At 60.0% G+C, this 24,749-nt stretch carries 25 protein-coding genes; 9 read left to right on the top strand and 16 right to left on the bottom strand.

Annotation, left to right across the window (positions count from 1 at the left end):
* The first annotated feature begins 144 nt into the window (after positions 1–144).
* Entirely contained in the window at positions 145–621 is a 477-nt protein-coding gene (locus tag ACR0DB_RS09310) for a YHS domain-containing (seleno)protein (protein ID WP_170772674.1), read from the top strand.
* 262 nt (positions 622–883) lie between these two features.
* Complete coding sequence (locus ACR0DB_RS09305) at positions 884–1,417, top strand: outer membrane protein (RefSeq protein WP_170789659.1); 534 nt, start codon at positions 884–886, stop codon at positions 1,415–1,417.
* Between the two features lie 53 nt (positions 1,418–1,470).
* Here the strand turns inward: ACR0DB_RS09305 and ACR0DB_RS09300 are convergent, their stop codons facing one another.
* Positions 1,471–2,454, bottom strand: coding sequence for a quinone oxidoreductase family protein (locus ACR0DB_RS09300; RefSeq protein ID WP_480550349.1), 984 nt, complete (start codon positions 2,452–2,454; stop codon positions 1,471–1,473).
* A gap of 193 nt (positions 2,455–2,647) precedes the next feature.
* On the opposite strand from ACR0DB_RS09300, the gene ACR0DB_RS09295 reads away from it, so the two are divergent.
* Positions 2,648–3,505: a DUF2189 domain-containing protein gene (locus ACR0DB_RS09295; protein ID WP_480550347.1), complete on the top strand. Its 858-nt coding sequence runs from the start codon at positions 2,648–2,650 to the stop codon at positions 3,503–3,505.
* A gap of 15 nt (positions 3,506–3,520) precedes the next feature.
* Here the strand turns inward: ACR0DB_RS09295 and ACR0DB_RS09290 are convergent, their stop codons facing one another.
* Positions 3,521–4,507: an NAD(P)H-quinone oxidoreductase gene (locus ACR0DB_RS09290; RefSeq protein ID WP_480550345.1), complete on the bottom strand. Its 987-nt coding sequence runs from the start codon at positions 4,505–4,507 to the stop codon at positions 3,521–3,523.
* 63 nt (positions 4,508–4,570) lie between these two features.
* A complete protein-coding gene (locus tag ACR0DB_RS09285) occupies positions 4,571–5,263 on the bottom strand; it encodes a COQ9 family protein (RefSeq protein WP_170772683.1) in 693 nt (230 codons plus the stop codon).
* A gap of 111 nt (positions 5,264–5,374) precedes the next feature.
* Here ACR0DB_RS09285 and rpsU point away from each other — a divergent pair, with 111 nt between their 5' ends.
* A complete protein-coding gene (gene rpsU, locus ACR0DB_RS09280; protein WP_005614280.1) occupies positions 5,375–5,581 on the top strand; it encodes a 30S ribosomal protein S21 in 207 nt (68 codons plus the stop codon).
* Positions 5,582–5,695: 114 nt separating this feature from the next.
* On the opposite strand, the gene ppk2 is transcribed toward rpsU, so the two are convergent.
* Positions 5,696–6,613 carry a polyphosphate kinase 2 gene (gene ppk2, locus ACR0DB_RS09275; protein ID WP_170785014.1) on the bottom strand — a complete coding sequence of 306 codons (918 nt, stop codon included), beginning with the start codon at positions 6,611–6,613 and terminating at the stop codon, positions 5,696–5,698.
* Positions 6,614–6,894: 281 nt separating this feature from the next.
* Between ppk2 and ACR0DB_RS09270 the strand changes: the two genes are divergently transcribed.
* Positions 6,895–7,734 (top strand): CPBP family intramembrane glutamic endopeptidase, encoded by an 840-nt coding sequence (locus tag ACR0DB_RS09270; RefSeq protein ID WP_480550343.1) that lies wholly within the window; start codon positions 6,895–6,897, stop codon positions 7,732–7,734.
* 2 nt (positions 7,735–7,736) lie between these two features.
* Here ACR0DB_RS09270 and ACR0DB_RS09265 read toward each other — a convergent pair whose 3' ends face one another.
* Positions 7,737–8,195 (bottom strand): Lrp/AsnC family transcriptional regulator, encoded by a 459-nt coding sequence (locus tag ACR0DB_RS09265; protein ID WP_170772689.1) that lies wholly within the window; start codon positions 8,193–8,195, stop codon positions 7,737–7,739.
* A gap of 136 nt (positions 8,196–8,331) precedes the next feature.
* On the opposite strand from ACR0DB_RS09265, the gene ald reads away from it, so the two are divergent.
* On the top strand, positions 8,332–9,450 hold the full coding sequence (gene ald / locus ACR0DB_RS09260; protein ID WP_480550341.1) for an alanine dehydrogenase: 1,119 nt from the start codon (positions 8,332–8,334) through the stop codon (positions 9,448–9,450).
* Positions 9,451–9,640: 190 nt separating this feature from the next.
* Here ald and ACR0DB_RS09255 read toward each other — a convergent pair whose 3' ends face one another.
* Complete coding sequence (locus tag ACR0DB_RS09255) at positions 9,641–10,402, bottom strand: mechanosensitive ion channel family protein (RefSeq protein ID WP_480550524.1); 762 nt, start codon at positions 10,400–10,402, stop codon at positions 9,641–9,643.
* A 263-nt stretch (positions 10,403–10,665) separates the two neighbouring features.
* Here ACR0DB_RS09255 and ACR0DB_RS09250 point away from each other — a divergent pair, with 263 nt between their 5' ends.
* The gene (locus ACR0DB_RS09250) at positions 10,666–11,364 is read left to right on the top strand and encodes a glutathione S-transferase family protein (RefSeq protein WP_480550339.1); all 699 of its coding nucleotides are present in this window, start codon (positions 10,666–10,668) and stop codon (positions 11,362–11,364) included.
* 40 nt (positions 11,365–11,404) lie between these two features.
* Here ACR0DB_RS09250 and ACR0DB_RS09245 read toward each other — a convergent pair whose 3' ends face one another.
* The 10 genes from ACR0DB_RS09245 to ACR0DB_RS09200 all read right to left on the bottom strand — a co-directional run bounded on the left by ACR0DB_RS09245 (position 11,405) and on the right by ACR0DB_RS09200 (position 21,812).
* Positions 11,405–11,854, bottom strand: coding sequence for a YtoQ family protein (locus ACR0DB_RS09245; RefSeq protein WP_480550337.1), 450 nt, complete (start codon positions 11,852–11,854; stop codon positions 11,405–11,407).
* A 62-nt stretch (positions 11,855–11,916) separates the two neighbouring features.
* Entirely contained in the window at positions 11,917–12,876 is a 960-nt protein-coding gene (locus ACR0DB_RS09240) for a hypothetical protein (protein ID WP_480550335.1), read from the bottom strand.
* Positions 12,877–13,138: 262 nt separating this feature from the next.
* On the bottom strand, positions 13,139–15,535 hold the full coding sequence (gene pheT, locus ACR0DB_RS09235; protein ID WP_480550333.1) for a phenylalanine--tRNA ligase subunit beta: 2,397 nt from the start codon (positions 15,533–15,535) through the stop codon (positions 13,139–13,141).
* A 78-nt stretch (positions 15,536–15,613) separates the two neighbouring features.
* Positions 15,614–16,417 (bottom strand): CE1 family esterase, encoded by an 804-nt coding sequence (locus tag ACR0DB_RS09230; RefSeq protein ID WP_480550331.1) that lies wholly within the window; start codon positions 16,415–16,417, stop codon positions 15,614–15,616.
* Between the two features lie 98 nt (positions 16,418–16,515).
* Positions 16,516–17,100: a hypothetical protein gene (locus tag ACR0DB_RS09225; RefSeq protein ID WP_480550329.1), complete on the bottom strand. Its 585-nt coding sequence runs from the start codon at positions 17,098–17,100 to the stop codon at positions 16,516–16,518.
* A 38-nt stretch (positions 17,101–17,138) separates the two neighbouring features.
* Entirely contained in the window at positions 17,139–18,212 is a 1,074-nt protein-coding gene (gene pheS, locus ACR0DB_RS09220; RefSeq protein ID WP_480550327.1) for a phenylalanine--tRNA ligase subunit alpha, read from the bottom strand.
* Between the two features lie 70 nt (positions 18,213–18,282).
* The gene (locus tag ACR0DB_RS09215; RefSeq protein ID WP_480550325.1) at positions 18,283–19,653 is read right to left on the bottom strand and encodes a glutamate--cysteine ligase; all 1,371 of its coding nucleotides are present in this window, start codon (positions 19,651–19,653) and stop codon (positions 18,283–18,285) included.
* A 64-nt stretch (positions 19,654–19,717) separates the two neighbouring features.
* On the bottom strand, positions 19,718–20,245 hold the full coding sequence (locus tag ACR0DB_RS09210) for a hypothetical protein (protein WP_480550324.1): 528 nt from the start codon (positions 20,243–20,245) through the stop codon (positions 19,718–19,720).
* A complete protein-coding gene (locus ACR0DB_RS09205; protein WP_480550322.1) occupies positions 20,242–21,090 on the bottom strand; it encodes a GNAT family N-acetyltransferase in 849 nt (282 codons plus the stop codon). The genes ACR0DB_RS09210 and ACR0DB_RS09205 overlap by 4 nt, the downstream gene beginning before the upstream one ends.
* On the bottom strand, positions 21,087–21,812 hold the full coding sequence (locus tag ACR0DB_RS09200) for a 16S rRNA (uracil(1498)-N(3))-methyltransferase (protein ID WP_170772709.1): 726 nt from the start codon (positions 21,810–21,812) through the stop codon (positions 21,087–21,089). The genes ACR0DB_RS09205 and ACR0DB_RS09200 overlap by 4 nt, the downstream gene beginning before the upstream one ends.
* An 11-nt stretch (positions 21,813–21,823) precedes the next feature.
* On the opposite strand from ACR0DB_RS09200, the gene ubiA reads away from it, so the two are divergent.
* Both ubiA and ACR0DB_RS09190 read left to right on the top strand, forming a co-directional pair.
* Entirely contained in the window at positions 21,824–22,786 is a 963-nt protein-coding gene (gene ubiA, locus ACR0DB_RS09195) for a 4-hydroxybenzoate octaprenyltransferase (protein WP_170772710.1), read from the top strand.
* Positions 22,787–22,850: 64 nt separating this feature from the next.
* Positions 22,851–24,749 carry an OmpA family protein gene (locus ACR0DB_RS09190; protein WP_480550320.1) on the top strand — a complete coding sequence of 633 codons (1,899 nt, stop codon included), beginning with the start codon at positions 22,851–22,853 and terminating at the stop codon, positions 24,747–24,749.

Raw genomic sequence — 24,749 nt, 5'->3', positions numbered from 1 at the left:
TTTGATTGTTTTGAACGTGATCAGACCGGCCCCCACTTCGGGGTCGTGACGGCCAATTACCGACCGCACAGAACAAAATCGACAGGGTTGCCCAGATACAATTACTGTGTCGTCCGGTGGCTCAATTCACGAAAGGTGAACACCATGAACAAGATCAAATCCCTCATCGGCGGCGTTGCGCTGTCCGTCGCAGTTGCAAGCACGGCTCTGGCCGCTGGCGTTGAACTGAACGCAAGCTCGACCGGCCTGGCGCTGCAGGGTTATGACCCGGTTGCCTACTTCACCGTTGGCGAAGCCACCAAGGGCGACTACCGCATCACCACACTGCACAACGATGCGCTGTACCGCTTTGCTTCGGAAGAAAACAAAGTTGCATTTGAAGAAAACCCCGAAGCGTACCTGCCCGCATATGGCGGCTACTGCGCATTCGGCACCGCGATGGGCTTCAAGTTTGACGGCGACCCGAACTACTGGAAAATCGTTGACAACAAGCTGTACCTGAACCTGTCGGCCGACATTCAGGAACGCTGGGAAGGCGATATCCCGGGCTTTAACGAGCGCGCAGACGCCAACTGGAAAGACATTGCCGGCAAAACTCCGGCAGAGCTGCAAGCTCAATAATCCACTCACGGATTACCTCGGGGCGGCGGCAGAGAAATCTGCCGCCGTTTTTCGTTGGACAGCTATCTGTAGATAGTTTCCCTTCCGCAAGCAAACTTTCAACCGCACGACGCCCCTCTGCCACGTCGGTTCGGTGAAAAACCCCCTCCTTCGCTAAATCACCGAGTGATCCAACCCTTCGCTCAAACGTATTCAAATATACAAGTGCGCGATCCAAACCGGGAAAGGCGCAATAAACTGAGCTGAGGGAAAGAAGCACGACATGAGAAAAAAGATTTTGGCGGCCACTGGCCTTGCGTTTCTGGCGGCGGGATCAGCCGCTGCGCAATCTTCAGGCGACTGGACGGGCTTCTATGGCGGTCTGCAAGTCGGATATGCCGATATCGACACAAACATCTCGGGCATCGACGGCGACGGTGCGATTGGCGGCATCATTCTGGGCTATGACTACGATCTTGGCGATTGGGTTGTTGGCGGCGGCTTCGACTACGATTGGACAGACGTTGATCTGAGTGGCGCAGCCACGGTCGAGGATGTTTGGCGCATCAAAGCTCGCGCGGGTTACAAAGTCACATCGCAAGGGCTGCTTTATGGCATCGGCGGCTTTGCCGAAGCCGGAACCGATAATCTGGGCAGTGACGATGGTTGGTTCATCGGTGCCGGGTACGAACAGATCGTTGCCCCGAATGTAAGCATCGGTGGCGAAATCCTGTATCACGAGTTCAACGACTTCAATTCATCCGGCGTCGACGTCGATGCGACCACCTTTCAGGCCCGCGCCGCATACCGGTTCTGACCCATTCCTTGCGCACAAGCTTGGTCCCGACCAGAAGTCGGGGCCATGTCAGATCATAGTTCCAGGATGGTGCTGCCCGTTGTCTTGCGTGCCTCAAGCGTGCGATGCGCCTCAGCCACCTGATCCAGCGGGAAACGCTGGTCGATGTGGATCTTGACCTCGCCCCCATCAACTTTGTTGAACAGACGGCGCGCCATCGCCTGACAAACGCTGTGATCGGCAATATGCGTGAACAAGGTGGGCCGTGTGATCTTGATCGAGCCTTTCTTGGCCAGAATGCCGATGTCGATAAGCGGTACCGAGCCCGATGCATTGCCAAACGAGATCATCATCCCAAGTGGCTTGAGACTGTCGAGCGAGCCGTTGAACGTATCCGCTCCGATCGAGTCCATTGCCACGTCCACGCCTTTACCACCCGTGATCTCGGCCACGCGCTCGGCGAAGTTTTCGGTGCGGTAGTTGATGCAATGCGCCGCCCCGTTGAACTTGGCGAGGCTACATTTTTCGTCCGTTCCTGCGGTCCCGATCAGTTTAATCCCCTCGGATTTGGCCCATTGGCAGGCGATCAAGCCTACACCTCCGGCTGCGGCGTGGAACAGAACCGTATCCCCGCGTTTCAACGGCGTCGTGCGATGAAATAGATATTCGACCGTCATCCCCTTGAGCATCATTGCCGCAGCCGTGTCAAATGAGATGCTTTCAGGCAGCGGGCACACTTGCGTCGCAGGCATCACCCGCGCCTCGCAATAGGCCCCGGCTGGCATTGCGGCATAGGCCGCGCGCTGACCGGGTTCCAGATGGGTCACGCCTTCGCCCACTGCCTCGATCACGCCCGACGCTTCCATTCCCAGCGCGTGTGGCAGCTCAAGCGGGTAAAGACCCGCGCGCTGGTACACGTCGATAAAATTCAGTCCGCAGGCACGATGACGAATGCGCACCTCGCTCGGTCCAGGCTCGCCCACCGGGCGATCTTCGAGGGTCAGAACCTCGGGGCCACCATGTTTGTGAATGACGACTGTACGTGCCGTTTGCTGCATACTCACCTCCTGTACCCTGACGACAAGCTAACACGCTTGTGACGCAGCGCAATCGGCACAAAAGCGCAACCCGGCGCAAATCGGGAAAAACTGTGCTATACTCGGGGGTAAGCGTTGCCGGCGGGTCCGGCCCAGGGCAACCGATGCCGGATTCTCTCTGCTGCGCCAAGCCGCAAAAGAGGAGGGGATGACGATGGCGAAAACGATTGGAAACCCGGTAAGCTGGGCTGCGCGAAATCTTGGCGCTACCAGCGATCACATCGCGGAAAGCGTCAACAGCCTTGGCAGTGCCGACACACGAAAACTGCCAGTTGTTCGAGATCTGACCATGCAGGACCTGCGGGAATGTTTGAAGGCCGGGGGTCGCGACTTTCTGGAAACCCGCGCGGATGCGGTGTTTGTCGTGCTGATCTATCCGATTGCGGGCTTGCTGATGTTTGGGTTGGGGCTGGACCGCAACATGATCCCTCTGCTGGCCCCTCTGGTCGCAGGGTTCGCGCTGATCGGCCCTGTAGCCGCCGTTGGCCTCTATGAGATCAGCCGCACCCGTGAAAAGGGCGGCGAGGCGCATTGGCTGGACGCGCTGTCTGTATTCCGCTCACCTTCCTTCGGCGCCATTCTCGCGCTGGGGTTCTATCTGGTTATGTTGTTTCTGATCTGGCTGATGGTCGCACAGAGCATCTATGTGCGAACCCTTGGTCCTGATCTGCCAGAGTCGTTGGGCGCATTTCTGACTCAGACCTTCACGACCGGCGCGGGTTGGACCATGATCCTGTTCGGTAACGCGGTCGGCTTTTTGTTCGCCCTGATCGCGCTTGCGGTCAGCGTTGTCAGCTTTCCGCTGTTGCTGGACCGCCAGGTCGGGCTGCCGGTTGCTGTGGTGACGTCGGTCCGGGTGCTGAGACAGAACCCCGCCGTCATCCTGGGTTGGGGATTCATCGTCGTCGGAATGCTTATCCTGGGCGCGATCCCGCTGCTGCTGGGGCTGATCGTGGTGATCCCGGTTCTGGGCCACGCCACGTGGCATCTCTACCGCCGCGCCGTGGCCTGAACAGGCTGGCGGTGTTTAGCCGCCCACTTTCAGAACGATCTTGCCGATATGGCCCGAGCTTTCCATCCGCGTATGGGCCGCTGCGGCCTCGGCCATATCAAATTCGCTGTCCATAACCGGTGCAACCTTGCCTGCATCCAACAGCGGCCAGACTGCCTCGCGCAGGTCCTGGGCGATTTTGGCCTTAGCCAGATCGGATTGCGGGCGCAGGGTGCTGCCGGTCAAGGTCAGGCGTTTCACCATCATCATGGCAAAGTTCAGCTCGACCTTGGGGCCTTGCAGGAAGGCGATTTGAACCAGCCGCCCATCCTCGGTCAGAGCCTTAACGTTGCGCGGGATATAGTCCCCGCCCACCATATCAAGGATTAGGTTCGCCCCGCCTTCGGCGCGCATGGTGGATACGAAATCCTCATCCCGGTAATTAATCGCCTTTTCGGCCCCCAGTATCTCGCAGGCGGCACATTTCTCGGCCGATCCGGCGGTGGCAAAGACCCGTGCGCCGAACGCATTTGCAAGCTGGATCGCCGTTGTTCCGATCCCGCTGGACCCGCCGTGAACCAAAAACCGCTCGCCCGCTTTCAGACCGCCGCGTGTGAACACATTGGACCAGACGGTAAAGAAGGTCTCGGGCAGACACGCAGCCTCCTTAAGGCCCATCCCCTCTGGCACCGGCAGGCAATGGGCAGCGGGCGTGGCAACGTATTCGGCATAGCCACCGCCGGGCAACAAGGCGCAAACCTGATCGCCGATGGCGACACCTTCGACCCCTGCGCCGAGGGCAACGACTTCGCCCGACGCCTCAAGCCCCGGCAGATCACTCGCGCCCGGAGGCGGATCATACGCGCCCGCACGCTGCAAAGCATCCGGGCGGTTAACACCCGCATAGGCCACTTTCAACACCACCTGACCAGCGGCGGGCTCGGGCACTGGGCGTTCGGTCAGTTGCAACACATCCGGGCCGCCGGGCTTGGTGATTTCAACGGCGCGCATCATTTGGGTCATAGGCAAGTCCTCCTTGGCGCAATGCCTAGCAGGCGAAATCGGAAAGGCCCAGACACTTACGTGCTACTTGCGTGGGTTCAACATTCCCGGCAGATCAGCCCGCATCTTCATCGGAGCCTTCACCTGACCGGCCAACCAATTCGGAACCGCAAGGAAAGGTTTGAACAGAGGGTTGCCGTTCACCTGCGCCTTGAGCTTTTCAAACTGCATGACGTTATCGATGCGACGATCCAGAAACTCCCACGTCTTCTGATGATCCGGCGAATCATCCCCCAGCCAAAACAGCACGGTCGAGGAATAGACCCCCGACAGCGTCGCCCGCTTGGTGTACCAGTTCACATCATCCGAGGTATCCCCCAGCGTGTCCCAGATCAGGTCGCAGGTCTGCCACATCGCCTTCGCCCCATCCGCCGCATGCATCGGCAGCGAAAACAGCGTCATGCCGCGGCGCACCAATTCCTTATCATCGACGGCCTGTAGGCGAAACCGGACCGCAGCGGCGATACGGTCGCGGAACTTCAGATCGCTCAAATCCTCGGTTTTCAAGCGTTCCACCATGGCCGCATCCCCCTGGGCATGAAAAGCCAGCGCCATATCGACCGCGCCACGGGGGCAGATTGAGCGGGCCAGCGCCTCATCAATATCGCAATCACTGATGGCCATGCGAAAGCTAGTTTCCGACCATCCGTCAAACGGGACATGGTCCAGCATCGCATTCAATAGCTGCTCTTTTGCGTCTTCATAAGTGGTGGTCATGGCGGTTCTCCGGGTTCTGGCACCAGTACTAGACAAGTTAGAACGGCTTTGCTATACGGCCACTTCCTGCAATTTCCTTGCAACTCTATCTAGAAAGGTGGTGACAACCACATGCAGGTTAGTGTTCGCGACAATAACGTCGATCAGGCGCTTCGTGCCCTGAAGAAAAAGCTGCAGCGCGAAGGCGTGTTCCGTGAAATGAAGCTGAAGCAACATTTCGAGAAACCGTCCGAGAAAAAAGCGCGCGAGAAAGCTGAAGCGATCCGCCGTGCCCGTAAACTGGCACGTAAGAAAGCACAGCGCGAAGGTTTGCTCTAAAACCCCGCTCGTCCAGCTTTGGATGACACTATTTGACGACCCCCGACGCATCGCTCGGGGGTTTGTCGTTTCTGGCCCAAAGAAAAACGCCCCGGAACATCAGGGGCGTCAGGATCAGTAGATTTTGGGCACGTGCAGCTCATCCGGCAGAACACGACGTTCATATTCGGGGTTGTACTTGCGATCCGGCAGATTGACCTTTTCCTGCGGTACATCGGTGTAGGGGATCTTGGTCAACAAGTGTTCGATACAGTTCAGACGTTCGCGCTTTTTGTCATTGCCTTCGACGATGTACCACGGCGCTTCCGAGATATTGGTGCGGAACAGCATATCCTCTTTGGCCTTGGTGTAAGCCTCCCACCGGATGCGGGATTCCAGATCCATCGGCGACAGCTTCCACTGTTTCATCGGATCGTGAATACGCATCAAGAATCGCAACTGCTGTTCTTCATCGGTGATCGAGAACCAGTATTTCAGCAAAATGATGCCCGAGCGCACCAGCATCCGTTCAAATTCGGGAACATCCTGAAAGAACTGTTCAACCTGATCTTCTGTGGCAAAACCCATGACCCGCTCGACGCCCGCGCGGTTGTACCATGACCGGTCAAACAGCACGATCTCACCCGCCGCCGGCAGGTGCGGAACGTAGCGCTGGAAATACCACTGGCTTTGTTCCCGGCGACTGGGCGCGGGCAAAGCCACAACCCGCGCGACCCGAGGGTTCAGACGCTGGGTGATCCGCTTGATCACGCCCCCCTTGCCCGCGCTGTCGCGCCCTTCGAACAGAATACAAACCTTGGCCCCGGTATGCTGTACCCAATCCTGCACCCTGATCAGTTCAGCCTGAAGGCGCAGCAGGTTGCGGAAATAGACCTTGCGGTCCAGCATCTCAGGGTGCTGATCCTTATAGATCTTGCGGATCTCCATCGAGAGCATGGGCTCGCTGAACTCGATCTCGAAATCTTCGTCCAGCGTGTCTTCCAGCTCGGCCTCAAGCCAGTCTTTGGGGGCGTCGTTGTATTCGTCAGCCAAGGTCTGCTCCTTACTAGTAACCGGGTTCGGACCCTATCGGGCGCATGTAACCGCCTGATGTCATCAGATGAATTGATGAAAGCCCCTTCCTATGCTCATCGGACCGTTACGGCAAGGTCGCGGGTCGGACACGGAAACGGCACCCTTCCCAATTATGTGGACCTGAAAACGCCCGAATGCAAGCGACGGAATTGACTCATTGCCAGTGGGTTGCACTCCGCCGGCTTGCATCGACGTGCCCTATTGCTGCATCAAGGCCCGGTCAAAACCGCGAGAGGCCTGTGGCGCATTTCCTTTCCCTTCTGCCCGTTATTTGGCCCTGGTTCATCCTGATCGCCGCTCAGATCAGCGCGATGTACGGTAGATGGCGTCTTGGCGCATCGTTGCTGAGCCTGTTCGGAACGGTCGCCTTCGCGCAGGGGCTGGTTTCGGCCAGCGCCGTAGTGGTCGCGATTACCGGGCTTGCGGGGGCAGCAGCGCTGCGCCGCACATCCGGGCTTTGGTCTTTGCCCGGCCATTTCGCGCTGATCTTATGGTGTGTGGCCTTGGGTGCGCATATCGTTCCGGGGTTCAACAATCTTCTGGTGCTTGATCAGGTGCAGGCCGGACCCGGAAGTACCGATTTCTCCATGTATATGAATCTGGACAAACCTTTGGTTCTGTTCGCCGCACTTCTGGTCTGGCCCGGACAGAATGCAGGCTTGCCCGCTATTCGCAAAACGCCATTGATCCTAGGGATATTGACCTTGCCCGCTTTATTTGCGCTAGGCCTGTCCCAGCAAGCGGTGCGCCCCGAGGTTGGTCTGCCACATTGGTGGCTGATCTTTGCGCTGTCCAACCTGTTCCTAACCTGTTTGGCGGAAGAGGCCTTTTTTCGCGGCTATCTGCAATCGGCCCTGTCCTCAAAGCTCGGCGCGGCCTTTGGTATCGCTGCGGCCAGCTTGTTGTTTGGGCTGGTGCATTTTGCCGGTGGCCCGGCGCTTGTCGTGTTCGCAGCTATTTTGGGCGCGGGATGCGGATTGGGATATTACGCGACCAACAGGCTATGGGTGCCGGTTCTGATGCATTTCGCCTTCAACGCCGCGCATCTGGCGCTGTTCACCTATCCCGGCCCCGCCTGACGTCAGACCGGCAGCGCCGTAGTCTTGAACACAGTTCTCAGCGCGAATGAGCTTTGCATCTGCGCCACACCCGGCAAGCGCGAAAGGTATTGGCGATGAATGCGGGCAAAATCCTCGGTATTTTCGGCCACGACTTTCAGAATGTAATCCGCCGTCCCGGCCATTAGATGGCATTCCAGCACATCGGGGATACGGGCAACGGCTTTTTCGAACGCGTCCAGAACTTCTTCGGCCTGCCCCTGCAAGGTGATCTCGACAAACACCGTGGTCGGTACGTTCATCTTACGTGCGTCCAGCAGGGCCACATAGTTGCGGATATAGCCCTCAGCCTCAAGCCGTTGGACCCGACGATGGCAGGCCGAGGGCGATAGATTCACCTGCTCGGACAGCTCTGCATTAGACATCCGGCCATTTTTCTGTAACGAGGCCAGAATCTTTCGATCCGTCGTATCTAGGCTCATGGGCGCAATTCCTTTGCGTGACTGGAGCATTATACAGGAAATTCTCCCGAATAGAACCGCAAGGACAGGCAGAGTTTCACAGAAATTGCAGCGCAGCTTGCCCATTCTTTAGGCAGTTTATGAACGGAGAGACCAAATGAAAATCGGTTGCCCAAAAGAGATCAAACCGCAGGAGTTCCGCGTCGGCATGACCCCGAATGCTGCGCAGGAAGCGGTTGCGCGGGGTCATGAGGTGATCATCGAAACAGGCGCGGGCCTGGGCTCGGGCTTTGACAATGCCGACTATGTCGCTGCTGGTGCACAGATCGTAGACACCGCCGCCGAGGTATTCGCCACCGCTGACATGATCGTCAAGGTCAAGGAACCTCAGGCAGGTGAGCGCAAGATGCTGCGCGAAGGCCAGTTGCTGTTTACCTATCTGCACCTCGCCCCCGATCCGGATCAGACCCATGACCTGCTGTCCTCGGGCTGTACTGCCATCGCCTATGAGACAGTGACCGATGCAAACGGCGGCCTGCCGCTGCTGGCTCCTATGTCAGAGGTTGCCGGGCGTCTGGCCCCGCAGGTCGGGTCTTGGACGCTGCAAAAAGCCAATGGCGGACGCGGTGTGCTGATGGGCGGCGTGCCAGGTGTCGGGCCCGCAAAAGTGGTTGTGATTGGCGGCGGTGTGGTCGGCACGCATGCGGCCAAGATCGCTGCGGGCATGGGCGCGGATGTGACGGTTCTGGACCGCTCGCTGCCCCGCCTGCGCTATCTGGATGACGTGTTCGGCGGGCAGTTCAAGAACCAGTATTCTACCGCTGGTGCCACCGCAGAGCTGATCCAGACGGCAGATATGGTGATCGGCGCGGTTCTGATCCCCGGCGCAGCAGCACCCAAACTGATCACCCGCGCGCAACTGTCCACCATGAAACCCGGCGCGGTTCTGGTCGACGTTGCCATCGACCAGGGCGGCTGTTTCGAGACGTCGAAGGCCACCACGCATGCCGATCCGATCTACGAGGTCGGTGGCGTCATGCATTACTGCGTTGCCAACATGCCCGGTGCCGTGGCGCGCACATCGACCATCGCGCTGGGCAATGCGACAATGCCATTCATGCTGGCTCTGGCTGACAAGGGCTGGAAACAGGCCTGCCAGGACGATCCGCACTTGATGGCCGGTCTGAACGTCCATGCAGGTCAGCTAACCTACTATGCGGTTGGCAAGGCTCTGGGGATTGACGTCGTTTCCCCCAACGTGGTCATCAAAGCCTGAACAGCTCCCGCCCCTGAGAGCGCCCTCTGCCGAGGGCGCCTACAGCGTTGGGCATAGCGCTGCTTCTGCGACGCGGCGCGGAGGACACAAGACGAACGCTCCCGCAAAACGCAACAGCGCCGCGCGATTAGCGCGGCGCTGGGCCCAACCGGAAAAGGGCATTTCAATGCCCGTATGACGGGCGGGAGATTTACGCCTGCTTGTGAATCTCGACCGAATGCGGGTAAGGGATCGAAACGCCCTTGGCGTCGAATTTCTCTTTCACAGCCTTGGTCAGCTCGAATTTCACGTCCCAATAATCGGCAGCGTCACACCAAAGGCGTGCTGTCAGATCGACCGAGCTGTCCCCCAGATTTGTCACCCGCACCCAAGGCTCGGGGTCGCTGTGAATACGCTTGTCGGCTTTGGCCACGTCCAGGATGATCTGCATCGCGGCATCCGCGCTGTCGCCATAGTCGATCCCGAACACCAGATCGACGCGGCGCGTGTCATGGGCCGAGAAATTGGTGATCACGCTGCCCCAGGCCTGCCCATTGGGCACGATGATCTGGACGTTGTCAGGGGTGACCAGTTCCGTTGTGAACAGGTTCAGATCCTTCACCGTCCCGGCAGTACCGCCAATATCGACATACTGACCCAGCTTGTACGGCCGGAATACGACCAGCATCACCCCGGCCGCCAAATCGCTGAGCGTCCCCTGCAAGGCCAGACCAATGGCCAGCGAGGCGGCACCCAGAATAGCGACGATACTTGTGGCCTCGATCCCGAAAATGCCCAGAACAGCGACCAGCACCATCGCCAGGATCGCCCACTTCACCAGGCTGGCAACAAAATTCCCTAGCGTCGGATCGATTTGTGGGGTTGCGTTGATGCGACGCCGCACCACGCCCGCGATCATCCCAGCTACGGTCCAGCCCAATACCAGAACAACCAGTGCCTTCACGGCATTCATCACCAGCGGCGCAAAAGCACCGACCTGTGTAGCAACTTCATCCACGCGTTTCTCCTTCTACAAGCCATAAGAAAACCCGCGACGCGCGCGGAGATCACCAAACTGTGAGCGATAAATGCGCGTCAGTCTAGGTGCGGATTTCTCTGCTTTTCCCCGCCTGTTCCCGAATGCACAATATCTGACCAGTAACGCACAGCGCGCGCCACTGGTAGATCGGCACCGCAACACCTAACTGTGTTCGGAACCTTCATACAGGAGCCCCTATGCTGGACGCCGCAAACCACCCGATCACTGCCCGCTGGCCCGCACAGTCACCGGAAAAACTGCAACTCTATTCCTATCCCACGCCCAACGGCGTCAAAGTCTCGATCATGCTCGAAGAGATCGGCCTGCCCTATGAGGCGCACCTGGTCACGCTGGCGGACTCAGACGTAAAAAGCCTCGAATTCCTTTCGCTGAACCCCAACAACAAGATCCCGGCCATCATCGACCCGAACGGACCGGATGGCGAGCCGGTCTCATTGTTCGAAAGCGGTGCGATCCTGCTGTATCTGGCTGAGAAAAGCGGTCAGCTGATCGGAAAAACCGCGGCGGACAAAGCACGTGTGACCCAATGGTTGATGTTCCAGATGGGCGGGCTGGGTCCGATGTTCGGGCAGCTTGGCTATTTCCACAAATTCGCTGGCAGCGAGATCGAAGACCCTCGCCCGCGCGAGCGCTACATCAACGAGGCCAAGCGTCTGTTGAACGTCGTTAACACGCAGCTGGACGGGCAGGACTGGATCGCCGGGGACTACTCGATCGCTGATATCGCCATAGTCCCATGGCTGCGCGGGTTGGACTACTACGGCGTCAAAGACCTGCTCGGATGGTCGGATTTCGCCAATCTTCAGCCTTATGTGGACCGTTTCCTGGAACGTCCAGCAGTCCAGCGCGGATTAACTATACCTGCGACAAGCTAAGGCAGATCGGGGCCGAGGCATTGCCCCGCCCCGACGCCCGCTATCCGGGCAGTTGTCCGGTCAGAACATAGCGCAGCACCTCGACCACCTGAGCGGCGTGCTCGGCGACGGCCAGCGCTGCGGCGTCGACCTCTTTCAACGCGTGCTGATGATCGGAGCCGTGCAGCACGATCAGCGATTTACCCAACGCGGCGGCGTAACCCGCATCAAACGCGGCGTTCCACTGTTTATACTTGTCGCCAAACCGCACAACGACCACGTCGGCATCCGCAATACCCTTTCGGGTGCGAATGGCGTTGACCATCGCACCTTTGTGGTCGTGCCAGTATTTGTTCGACTCTGCCCCCAGAATGGCCACGCCGCAATCGTCGCTGGCGGCGTGATCGGTGACGGGGCTGTTGAAAGTGACATCCAGCCCCTTGGCGCCATCGATGATCTGTTCCCGCCAATCGGTATGGATTTCACCCGAGAGGTATACGTTCAGGCCCATAGTTAACTCCTTGTTATTTGTCTGCGACCCTAGTTAGAAATCGGCGGAAACCCAAGGGGCGTTCAGAAGCGCAACCGCCAGAAAATCGGCTGATCCTCTTTCACCGCCCGCCGGGCTGTACTGCGATGTTTGCTGCCCAGCATTGGGGGCATCTCGCGCGTTTGTTGGAACCCGAATGCACGCGGCAGTCGGGTATAGATCGAACGCGGCGGCAGCCGACCCCATGTAATCCCTTTCAGTTTAGCGCCAGACTCTGGCTGGTGCATCCAGACATCACGCACGGCAAACTCATCCCGCAGCAGCATCAGGACCGACAGCATCATCACATCGGCCCAGATTTTGGCGTATCTCTGCTGCAGGCTTTGCTCATAGTCGCTGGTCAGCCTCAATGCCCGCGACCGGGGCGCACGATGTTGCAACCGCCGCCGGGCGCGACCTACAAAACGCAGCCAATCGGACTGGATCTCTTCGATCAGGCAATGGCCGCTTTGCAGGTCCAGATCCAGACGACACCAAGCCAGTGTCGGGCGCCCGTGCCTGCGAACCGGGTGCAGGCTGCTTTGATAGGCGCCAACCTCAGCACGCTGTTCGAATTGCCACAGTAACGCCGCGTGTTCGCTTGGGAACCCAAGCTGAACCACCAGATTGTGGGCTTTACGTGTCGTCTGCTCGCCGGACCAGATGTCGAAGCTCAGGCAGAAATCCAGCCAATCGGATTGATACGCAACCTCCAGCCCCCTTGTCGCCGCCGGGCCCAAAGCCCCAAGCCGCATCGCGCGATCCGCATGGGCCACGGCCATTACATCGTGCCGCCGCAAGACCCCGCCACAAGACGCAACGATCGGCTGCACCAAAGGGCGCATCAGAAAGCGAGACAGTTCAGACTGTTTAAGGTCCGAAATCGGCATCTCAGCCGGCATCGACTGGCACAGCAACCACGGGCTTTGCCGGTCCGGGTAATAAGGAAAGGGCATCTCTGGCGGCAATATCTGCCGGATCATCGAGATGTCTTGACGTTTCATGACAGCTCTCCAACGGGAAACAAGGCCCGCCGGAATGCTGGCGGGCAATCAGAAAATGAAAGGCGCTTGGGCGCGTTTGGGATCTGACATCTGGCAGACTCCGGGGTTTGATTGCGATAGGAGGGCGTCAATAGGGTGGCTTGCCGATTCTGCTCAACCCCCTGAAAGGGCCCACAGCTTTCTGTTGCGACATGGCAACACCATCCCCAGAAACGAGAAAAGCGCGCCCGCAGGCGCGCTTTGCATTTGGATCAAGGCCGGTTTAACCGCGTAACACGCCGCCAGTGGCCTTGCCGACCTTGGCGATGATCTTCTGGCCAACCGCCTCGATATCTTCTTCCTTCAAGGTTTTGTCCGTCGGTTGCAAACGCACGGTAATGGCCAGAGATTTCTTGCCCTCACCCAAACTACCGCCGATGAATTCATCGAAAACACGCACATCCTCGATCAAGGCCTTATCCGCCCCCGCCGCTGCATTCACCAGCGTCAAAGCCTCGACATCCGCATCGACGACAAAGGCAAAGTCACGCTCGACCGCTTGCAAATCGCGCAGCTCCAATGCCGCACGGGTCGCCCCGGATTTGCGGGGCAGAGGTACCTCGTCCGGCCAGATGGTAAACGCCATCGCCGGGCCCCTGATGTCCATCGCCTGCAAAATACGCGGGTGCAGCTCACCGAACACACCCAGCACCTTTTTCGGCCCCAGGCAGATCTTTCCGTGCCGTCCCGGATGCCACCACGCATCACCATCGCGCTGGACCTGCACCTTGGCGGGCGCTCCGATGGCGGCCAGCACAGCCTCGACATCGGCCTTGACGTCGAACACATCCACGGCGCGCGCGGCCCCGTGCACATCCTTGGGGCCATCGCGGCCCACCAAGAGACCGGCGATCTGGGTTTTCTGATCGCCCGGCTCGCCATCATGGAAGACCGGACCAACCTCGAACAGAGCGACATCCGCAAAGCCGCGCGCCTGATTACGCGCGGCCGCCTGCAGCAGGCCGGGCAGCAGATCGGGGCGCATATGGCTCATCTCCGAGGAAATCGGGTTTTCCAGCTGCGTCGCGGCATCGCCGCCCCCGAACAGGGCAGCGGACGCCTGATCAATGAACGTATAAGACACACATTCATTGTACCCCAGCGCCGCGCAGGTCCGGCGCGCCATCGACTGACGGCGCTGCGTCGGTGTCATCACCGCCTTGGGGATGCCATCAGTCACACGCGGCAGCGGTTTGCCCTGCAGCTTGGTCAGGGAGGCGATCCGCGCGACCTCTTCCACCAGATCGGCCTCACCCATGATATCGGGACGCCAACTGGGCACATGGGCCATCTCACCCTCAAGACGGAAGCCCAGACGGGTCAGGGTCTGGCGCTGTTCGCTTTCGGGTATCTCCATCCCGACCAGAGACTGCACCCGCGCCGCATCCAACTTATAGGCACGCGCGTGGTTCGGAGCCTTCCCGGCCTCAACAACCGAAGACACTTCACCGCCGCAGATATCCAAAATCATCTGCGTCGCCTGCTCCAGCCCTTCACGGGTGAATTGCGGGTCAACGCCGCGTTCAAAGCGGTAACGCGCGTCCGAGTTAATCTTCAGCGCGCGGCCCGTCAGGGCGATCTGCACATGATCCCAGAAGGCGCTTTCGAGGAAGACATTGACCGTCTCATCGGTACAGCCGGTTTCCTCGCCGCCCATGATACCCGCGATGGATTCCGCGCCCTTGTCGTCCGAGATCACCATCATACCGCGCTGCAGAGTGTATTCCTTCTCATCCAGCGCCACAAGCGTTTCACCACCCTTGGCGCGGTGAACCCGCAGGTTGCCCTGCACCTTGTCGGCATCAAACACGTGCAGCGGCCGGTTCTGGTCAAAGGTCATATAGTTGGTGATATCCACCAGCGCCGAAATCGGACGCAGACCAATCGCCTTCAACTGATCCTGCAGCCACTGCGGGCTGGGGCCGTTCTTGACGCCCCGGATTACACGACCGGTGAAATGCGGCGCGCCGTCCAGTGTGTCGTCATCAATCGTCACCTTGATCGGGCATTCGAAATCCCCCGGCACTGGCGCGTGGATATGCTCTTTCAGCGTGCCAACCCCACGCGCTGCCAGATCACGAGCGATGCCAGCCACACCCAACGCATCGGGGCGGTTCGGCGTGATCGCAATCTCGATCATCGGATCGACCTTGGACGGGTCATTCTCTGCCAGCCAGTCAACGAACCGGTCACCGACTTCGCCCGAGGGCAGTTCGATAATGCCATCATGCTCGTCCGACAGCTCCAGCTCACGCTCTGAGGCCATCATGCCAAAGCTTTCGACGCCCCGGATCTTGCCGACGCTGATCGTGATATCCAGACCGGGGATATACATGCCCGGCTTGCAGACCACGACAGTGATGCCTTCACGCGCGTTGGGGGCGCCGCAGATGATCTGCAGATCGCCCTCGTCGGTTTCCACTGTGCAAACCCGCAGTTTGTCGGCGTCGGGATGCTTTTCCGCGTGTTTCACATGGCCCAGCGTAAAGCCTGCCAGCCGGTCCGCCGGGTTCACGATCTCTTCGACCTCTAGCCCGAGGTCGGTCAGCGCCTCGGCGATCTCATCAACCGACGCGTCCGTGTCGAGGTGGTCTTTCAGCCAGGACAGAGTGAATTTCATTGCTCGGGGCCTTTTTTGGCAAACATCCAGTCGGCACAGGCAATGACAAAGAATGCGCCAAGGTGCAAGCGCTGCGCGTCACGGATAGGTGGGGGTGCGGCCCAAAAGCTCGTCCAATTGCCGCCCGATCCAGCCATGGGGGATAAAATGCCCGCCCGGATGCGTGTCCAGCGTCACCTGCCCGCGTGCGCAATCGGTCCACTCGACCCGGCTGAGGGTCAGGATCGGCACCACACTCCAATCGCCGCGCGGGGTAGCATCGTGGCAATCGTAAGCCGCTCGCCACAGCGCCACCGGGTAGGTGGTGTCACCGTTGGTGCCATAGGGGAAGTCCATCACCGTATCGCTGAGGCCGTGTACATGGCGCGCCTCGCGCGGGGCTTCGGGGCAGTCTTCGGTCTGACGGATGCTGCCTGCAACAGCCAAAAGGGCGGCAATGTCATTGCCCGATTGGCACACATAGCGCCACGCCATCGCGCCGCCGAAGGAATAGCCCGAAACATAGATGCGGTCTGGGTCCACCGGATAGCGCTTGGCCACATCCTCAAGCACCGCATCAGCAAAGGGCACGTCGCGCGTGTCCGATGTCCAGAAATCCCAGCTTTTGCCCAACCCGTTCGGGGCCACCAACAACACGCCGCGCAGTTTTGTGGCCCCAGCGATGCGCTGATGGTTCACCACCACAGTGCCCTGCCGCGCCCAGCCGTGGAAGTGCAACAGAACGGGCAGAGGCGTTTCGCCGTCCCACCCCTCAGGCTCAAGCACATGATACGAGCGGTCGCCGAGCTCGCAGGCGGTGTCGCCATGGCAATCGGTTTTCCACGGACCCATGGCGAGTGCAGGGGAGGCGGTCATCAGCAGGAAAAGCAGTCGGTAAATCATAGGCCGGAGCCTAGCCGCCTGACGCAGACTGTCACGTCACAACCGTGTGCGAGTTTGTAATAAGTCACTCTATATTCGACACGCCGCAAAAACCTACTTCAATCCGATGTTGAGTGGCGAACATACGGCAAAAGTCTAGTTTCAATCGTGTCCAAAGCCGTAGACAGTTTCTCTGTCAATGAATTAGCCGTCCGATCATACCCGTCCCATATTGCGTCTTCGTATCTCTCAGTTCTTTGAAAATCCTTTTCGGATAACGTGCGCCCATAGTGTGTGCTGTCCCTCATCGCATCTCTAATCTTCCCTTTGAGAGCGACAATCAGTTTTATGCGTGCATCAAATATTGCATCTATCGCCTCTTGAACCGCACTATCTCCAACGAGTGCTTTTTGGCGCACCCCAAGCCGCCTCAACTCGGCATAGTCGTCATTGAGATCGGACAGTTCATTTAGCCTACGGCGGAAGTCATAGGTTCCGTCTTCATCCTCACCTGCCGGTGCTGCAAAGCCCATCGGGTTTCGAACCGCCTGAAATTTACCAATCATTTCAGTAGCATGAGATATCAATTCTTCCCCGAGATCTGCACGCTTCAGCGTTAGTTTTTCACCTTTCCATGAATGAAGCTGGCGGTAAGCTACCCATACGCCGGCGGCGACTGAAACTGCGATCGCTACTTGGCTCATAGCGGCAATTCCTTCGAAAATGCCGCTTGATGTCACCGTCACCGCGACAAACCACCATGCAGGTTCGGCATATCCAGTGCTGCGAACCCATAGTGCCGCAGCCAGCGCAGATCGCTGTCAAAGAACGCCCGCAAATCAGGAATGCCGTATTTCAGCATCGCCAGACGGTCGATGCCGATGCCGAACGCAAAACCCTGATAGACCTCCGGATCAATCCCACCGGCGGCGATCACCTTGGGGTGGACCATGCCGGAACCCAGAATCTCCATCCAGTCGTCGCCCTCGCCGATCTTCAGCTGACCATTATCCCACGAACAGCGGATATCGACCTCAGCCGAGGGCTCGGTAAAGGGGAAGTGCGAGGCGCGGAAGCGCAGTTCGACATCGTCGACCTCGAAGAAGGCTTTCACGAACTCTTCCAGAACCCATTTCAGGTTCGCCATCGAGATGTCTTTGTCGATGGCCAGCCCCTCGACCTGGTGGAACATCGGCGTGTGGGTTTGATCATAGTCCGCGCGATACACACCGCCCGGACAGATGACGCGGATCGGCGCGCCCTGTTTCTCCATCGAGCGGATCTGCACCGGAGAAGTATGGGTACGCAGCACATGCGGCGGGCGGTCGTCACCTTCGGCGCGGTGCATGTAGAACGTGTCCATTTCGGCCCGCGCGGGGTGGTGGCCGGGGATGTTCAGGGCGTCAAAATTATACCAATCGTCCTCGATCCGGGGCCCTTCGGCCACCGAAAAGCCCAGCTCGGCAAAGATCGCGGTCAGTTCCTCGGTCGCCTGGCTGATCGGGTGGATCGAGCCCTGACGGCGCGCGCGGGTCGGTAAGGTGACGTCCAGCCATTCGGTGCGCAGACGCTCATCCAGCGCGGCATCGGCCAGCGCGGATTTTTTGGCGGAGAGCGCCGAGTTGATCTCATCCTTCAGGGCGTTCAGCGCGGGGCCTGCAACCTGGCGTTCCTCGGGCGTCATCTTGCCCAGCTCGCGCATCTTCAGCGCGACCTCGCCTTTTTTGCCCACGGCGGCGACGCGGATCGCCTCAAGCGCGTTCTCGTCACTGGCCTCGGCGATTTGGCCCAGATATTTTGCCTTAAGATCGTCCATGACGCCCTCTGAATTTGGTCGCCAACCTGCTATCGGGCCAGCCCTGCGAATGCAAGCGGGACGGTGCTGATCAATAGCTGTATTCGGGATAAATCCGGGTCAGATCGCCATTCCAGTCGCCATTGTAGTGATCCAGCAACTCATCGGCGGGGACTTTCCCTGTGTCGATGCTTTCTTTCAGCGCGTTCAGGAAATGCGTCTCATCCGGCACCAGACCGCCCGCACCGGGGAATGCGCGGGATTTCAGACCAGCCTCAGAGATCGCCACGACCTCGCGCGCCAGATCGTGCATGTTGATGCCGCCAACCTGCGCCTGAAGACCCTGAACGGCAGCCTGAACGCGCAGTTCCTCGCGGGTTTCCGCATCCCAGCCTTTGACCAGATCCCATGCCGCATCCAGCGCGCCTTGGTCATATGTCAGACCAACCCAGAAGGCAGGCAGTGCGCACAAGCGCCGCCACGGGCCGCCATCCGCGCCGCGCATCTCCATGTATTTCTTGATGCGCGCCTCGGGGAAAGCGGTGGTAAGGTGGTCGGCCCAATCGGAAAGCGTCGGCGTTTCGCCGGGTAGCGCGGGCAGTTTGCCTTGCAGGAAATCGCGGAAGGACATGCCCAGCGCGTTGATATACTGGCCGTCGCGGTAGACGAAATACATCGGCACATCGAGCGCGTACTGCACATATCGCTCGAACCCAAAGCCCTCTTCGAACACGAAGGGCAACATGCCCGTCCGCGCATCATCCAGATGCCGCCAGATATGGCTGCGCCAGCTCTTCTGGCCGTTGGGCTTGCCCTCGAAGAACGGTGAGTTGGCAAACAGCGCCGTCGCCACCGGCTGCAGGGCAAGAGCGACGCGCAGTTTCTGGACCATGTCGGCCTCGGAGCCGAAGTCGATATTGACCTGCACCGTACAGGTGCGCCGCATCATTGCGCGGCCCATGGTACCGACCTTTTCCATGTAGTCGTTCATCAGCCGATAGCGGCCCTTGGGCATCAACGGCATCTCGTCATGGGTCCAGATCGGAGCTGCACCCAGACCGATGAAGCCCACACCGATCTCATCCGCGATATCCTTCACCTCGCGCAGGTGGGTGTTCACCTCATCGCAGGTCTCGTGGATCGTCTCCAGCGGAGCACCCGATAGTTCCAGCGCACCGCCGGGTTCCAGGCTGACATTCGCGCCGTCCTTTTCCAGACCGATCAGGTTGTCACCCTCGCGCACCTCGGCCCAGCCATGGCGGTCGCGCAGACCTTCCAGCACGGCGACGATCGAGCGTTTACCCTCGAACGGCAGCGGTTTCAGCGTGTCCTTGCAATAACCGAACTTCTCATGCTCGGTCCCGATGCGCCAATCGGCTTTGGGCTTGCAGCCCGATTCCAGATATTCCGCTAGCTGTTCGTGGCGTTCGATCGGCCCGCCGCCGGACTGGGGGATGGACATGAACCGCTCTCCGATCCTGATGTGTCTGTCTTTGGGTGAGTCGTGGGGTGAAATGTCGCCAGTGTCAATGCAGCCGCAGATGCGCCGGTCGCATCGGGCGCTTTTCCCAGATCACCACGGGATGCACCGCACCGCCGTTCAATTCGGCCAGCATCTGTTCGGTTTTCAGCCCCGGCAGGTTCGAGAACACATCAAAAAGCGCCTCGGCCCCTTCGGCATTCACGGGAATGTGAAGCGTTGGCTGGCCCGGCTGAGACAGCACCCAATGCGCCGGGTTCGAGGTCGGGTCCAGTGCCAGCCGTTCGATCTCGCGTGCGGCGACCATGCCGCCGTCCAGCGGGCCCAGATAGGTGATCTGGCCTTCATCGATGGTGACAACGCCGGGGCCGCCTGCCCCAGTACGGAATCGCGCGCGCTGAAAACCTATGACGGCCAGCGCCACGGCCACGGCAACCAAAACCCAGCCCATCCAGCCCAGCAAGCCACCCGGACCGCCAATCCAGCTCAGGCCAACCAGCAGCACGGCCACGGCGACCAGCACTTCGCGCCAGCGCCACAGGGTCAGTTTGGCTTCGGGTCGGATGAAACTCATGCCGGGTCCTTCGGGTTCTTGAACAGGATCAGCGAGAACTGTCCTGCGGGTTTGAATCCGATTGCCATATAGGCACGCGCCGCCGAATTGGAAGCCGCAAACAGCACCGCGCGCGACACGCCGCTGGCATTTGCCTCGAGTAGATGCAAGGAAACAGCCAATCGCGCATAGCCGCGCCCGCGCAGCTTGGGCGGGGTATAGACCCCGCCGATCTGAACCACATCGGGCAGGCGCGCATTGAACCCTGTCATCGCCACGGGCTGACCATCAACCACAAGTACCCGGTGCGAATTTAGGTCCAGATAGGTCACATAGTCCTTGCGCGCTTGTTTCCGCGCGCGGTCAGGAGCGAAATCCATCGCCTCGATCAAATAGTCCCGTCGCCAGTCTTCGGTGATGTCTCCGTTGAACCCACCCAAAGGCTCAAGCATCGCACCGGTGGTATCAGGCACCACAAGTTGGGTCAGGTCCAGAGTGAACCCCGGCTCGTCACTATTGAGTGTCGCGGGACGGCCCGCCCAGCCCGCAAGCTGCATGATCCGCCGCGCTTGGGTCGCCTCGGCTGCAATCCCGAACAGCGGCCTGCCGCGGATCAGGTCGATCGCGGCCAGCAGATCGGCGTCGGAACAATCGGGGCATTGTGGCAGAACCATACCTTCGTTGGTGATGGCAAAAACGGCCCACGGATCGTCACCCAACACCCAGGCACTCAGCGCGCGCGGGCTGGTTCCGCCCAAGCCGTATTCGCGCAGATTGGCCAGCGGAAACATCGAGGTCTGGACATGCCGCGACAGAAACCGGCGGATCGCAGGCACGTCCGTCGTATCAGCCGGTCGCCAGTTCATGACCAATCCCCCAAGGCCTGCTGCCACATGGTCAAGGCCGCCACCGCCGCCGTATCGGCCCGCAGGATGCGCGGCCCAAGACTGACGACATGGGAAAAGGACAACCCGGCCAGACGCGCGCGCTCTCGATCCGAAAACCCACCCTCGGGCCCGATCAAAATAGCCCAGGGCTGGCCCGACTCATGGGCAGCCAGACGCAAGGCCGAGCCGACCTCGGCCTCATCACAGAACATCAGCTGACGGTCCTCGGGCCATGCGTCCAACAGTCGGTCCAAACGTTGCAGATCGGCAACCTCTGGCACGTAGGTGCCGCCGCATTGCTCGGCTGCTTCGACCGCGTGGGCCTGAAGACGGTCTTGCCGGATACGCTCGGAATTGGTGAATTCGGTTTGTACCGGCAGAATGCGCGCAGCCCCCATCTCGGCCGCTTTTTCAACGATGAAATCAGTACGGGCCTTTTTGATCGGCGCGAATAGGAACCACAGATCGGGCGGCAGTTGCAGCGGCTTGGTCTGGCGGGCGCAAGTCAGCACACCGCCACGCTTGCCCGCCTCGGCAACGTCGGCCAGCCACTCGCCATCTTGGCCGTTGAACAAGGACACTTGTCCGCCGACGGCCAGCCGCATGACGCCGAACAGGTAGTGGGCCTGATCACGCGTCAAAGGAACCGATTGCCCCGCACCCAAAGGGTGCTCTACATACAGTCTGATCTTTGCACTCATGAGACCTTAATATGCAAGGCAATGCCCCAACACCAGATGGTCAGGTCGCTGATGCCGTCAGCGGCAACTGGGTCGACACTCACGCGCCCGCCTTTACCCGCCCCTATCTGCGCCTCAGCCGCGCGGATCGACCCATCGGCACTTGGCTGCTGCTGATCCCTTGCTGGTGGGGCCTTGTGCTGGCTGTCCTCAGCGACGGCTCGCCCCGGTGGGAGGATCTGTGGATCGCCGCCGGATGCGCCATCGGCGCCTTCCTGATGCGCGGCGCGGGCTGCACATGGAATGACATCACCGACCGCGAATTCGATGCGCAGGTCGAGCGTACCCGCTCGCGGCCCATCCCCTCGGGTCAGGTCACGGTGCGGCAGGCGGTGGTCTGGATGGGGCTGCAATGCCTGTTGGCTTTGGGCATTCTGCTCAGCTTCAATCAGACGGCCATAGCAATGGGCGTCCTGTCGCTGCTGCCGGTCACGATCTATCCCTTCGCCAAACGGTTCACGTGGTGGCCGCAGGTGTTTCTGGGGCTGGCCTTCAATTGGGGTGTTCTGTTGGCCTGGGCCGCGCATACCGGATCCATCGGCGTGCCTGCGATTTTGCTCTATCTGGCGGGGATTGCGTGGACGCTGTTCTATGACACGATCTATGCCCATCAGGATACCGAAGATGACGAATTGATCGGCATCAAATCCACCGCGCGTCTGTTCGGAGAGGACACGGCCAAGTGGCTGAAATACTTCCTTGTGGCCACCGTTTCCCTGATGGGTCTGGCAATTATTGACGCAATAACCACGCAGGCCTCGATCATGGCGCTGTTTGTTGCGCTGGCCGGGCCGTGGGCAATGGGCTGGCACATGGCGTGGCAACTTCGCGGGTTGGACACCGAGGACAACGCCAAGCTGCTGCAACTGTTCCGCGCCAACCGCGACACCGGCCTTATTCCGCTGATCTTCCTGTGCGTGGCACTGTTGGTTTGATTGCACCTCGGCGCGGGGCTCTGTAAGAGTCCCCCCAACCACCCGAGGAGTCGTCTGCCCGCACATGCGCCTGCCCTATTTCTTAGCTGCTGCCCTGATTTTCCTCGTTTCGGCCGGGTTGTCCCTGCTGGCCGCTAGCTATGCGGTGACCGCGGTCGAGGAAGCATCGGAATTTGCCGTCCGCCGCGCGCTGGACCTGAAAGGCCATGACTGGGCCGAGGTCGAATCGGACGGGTTGCGCGTGGTGCTGACCGGCACCGCGCAGGACGAGGCCACCCGGTTCAGCGCCCTGACCGCCGCCGGGACCGAGGTTGATACCTCGCGCGTCATTGATGACATGGAGGTGGCGCCGACAACGCAGCTGACCCCACCGAAATTCTCGGCCGAGATTTTGCGCAATGACAGTGGCATCTCGGTTATCGGCCTAATCCCCGCCACCCAAGATCGCGATGCGCTGATCGAGCGGTTGCGCCGTCTGGATGCCGACAACGTATCGGACCTGATGGAAACGGCCGACTATCCCACCCCTAAAGGTTGGGACGACGCGCTGGATTTCGCCATCGAAGCGCTGGTCCGCCTGCCCCGTGCCAAGATTTCGGCCAGTCCGGGGCTGGTCAAGATCACCGCCATCGCGGACAGTCGCCATGAAAAAGAGCGGCTGGAACAAGAGCTGACCCGCGCAGCCCCACCCAGCTTGCGGATAGGGCTTGCAATCTCGGCCCCGCGCCCGGTGATCACGCCCTTTACGCTGCGCTATCTGATCGGAGCCGAGGGTGGTCAGTTCGATGCCTGCTCGGCGCAGGATGAAGATGCCCGTACCGCCATCATCGCCGCCGCGCAGGAAACCGGCATGACTGGGCCCTATAGTTGTACGATCGGACTGGGTGAGCCGTCTCCTCGGTGGTCCGAAGCAGCGATTCTCAGCATTCGGGCGCTGGCACAGATCGGTCAGGGGTCTGTCACCATGTCCGACGCGGATATCACGCTTGTGGCCGCAATGGGCACAGACCCAGGCACTTTTGATCGGGTAGTAGGCGAGCTTGAGACCGCCCTTCCCGACGTCTTTGCCCTGCATGCCGTGCTGCCCGAACCCGAAGAAGACGCCCCTGCTGGCCCGCCCGAATTCTCGGCCACGCGCAGCCCCGAAGGTTTGGTCCAGATGCGCGGACGTCTGGGTGACGAAACCCTGCGCGACATGGTCGACAGCTTTGCCCGCGCGGCCTTTGGCTCGGAACAGGTTTATACCGCCACAAGGATCGCACCGGACCTGCCTGCCGACTGGCCCGTGCGCGTGCTGGCTGGGCTGGAAGCATTGGCGCAACTACACAACGGCGTTCTGACGGTGACACCTGATGACGTCGCCCTGAGCGGCGTCACCCATGACCCCGACACACGGGCCGGGATCACCAGCCTTTTGTCGGACAAGTTGGGCGACGCCCAGGAATTTAACCTGTCGATCACCTATCAGGCCCCACCCAAACCCGAGGACACACTTCCTGACCCCGAACGGTGCGAAGAACAGATCGCGCAGGTCCAGTCCTCCAGCAAAATCGCCTTTGAACCTGGGTCTGCCACTGTCGCCGCTGACTCGCGTGATACGGTCAACCAGATCGCCGAAATCCTGCGGGACTGCGGCCCAATCCGGATGGAGATTCAGGGCCATACCGACAGCCAGGGCCGTGAGGAAATGAACCAGCAGCTCAGCCAGGCGCGGGCGCAATCCATCCTGAACGAGTTGCGCGGCCGCCGGGTACCGACTTCAAGCTATACCGCCGTGGGGTATGGCGAGACGCTACCCATCGCCGATAACGATTCAGAAGAAGGCCGCGAAGAAAACCGGCGGATCGAGTTTCGCCTGATCCGCCCCGAACCCGTCTCTGCGACGGAAACCGGGCTTGAGGCGATGGAAACGGACGCCGGACCGACAGAAGACGCCACAGATACCGGCGCGGGGGACCAATAA

The organism is Ruegeria sp. AB6, assembly GCF_056542685.1.
The sequence above is the reverse complement of the archived record's forward strand: the minus strand, read 5'-3'. Positions and strand labels throughout refer to the sequence as shown.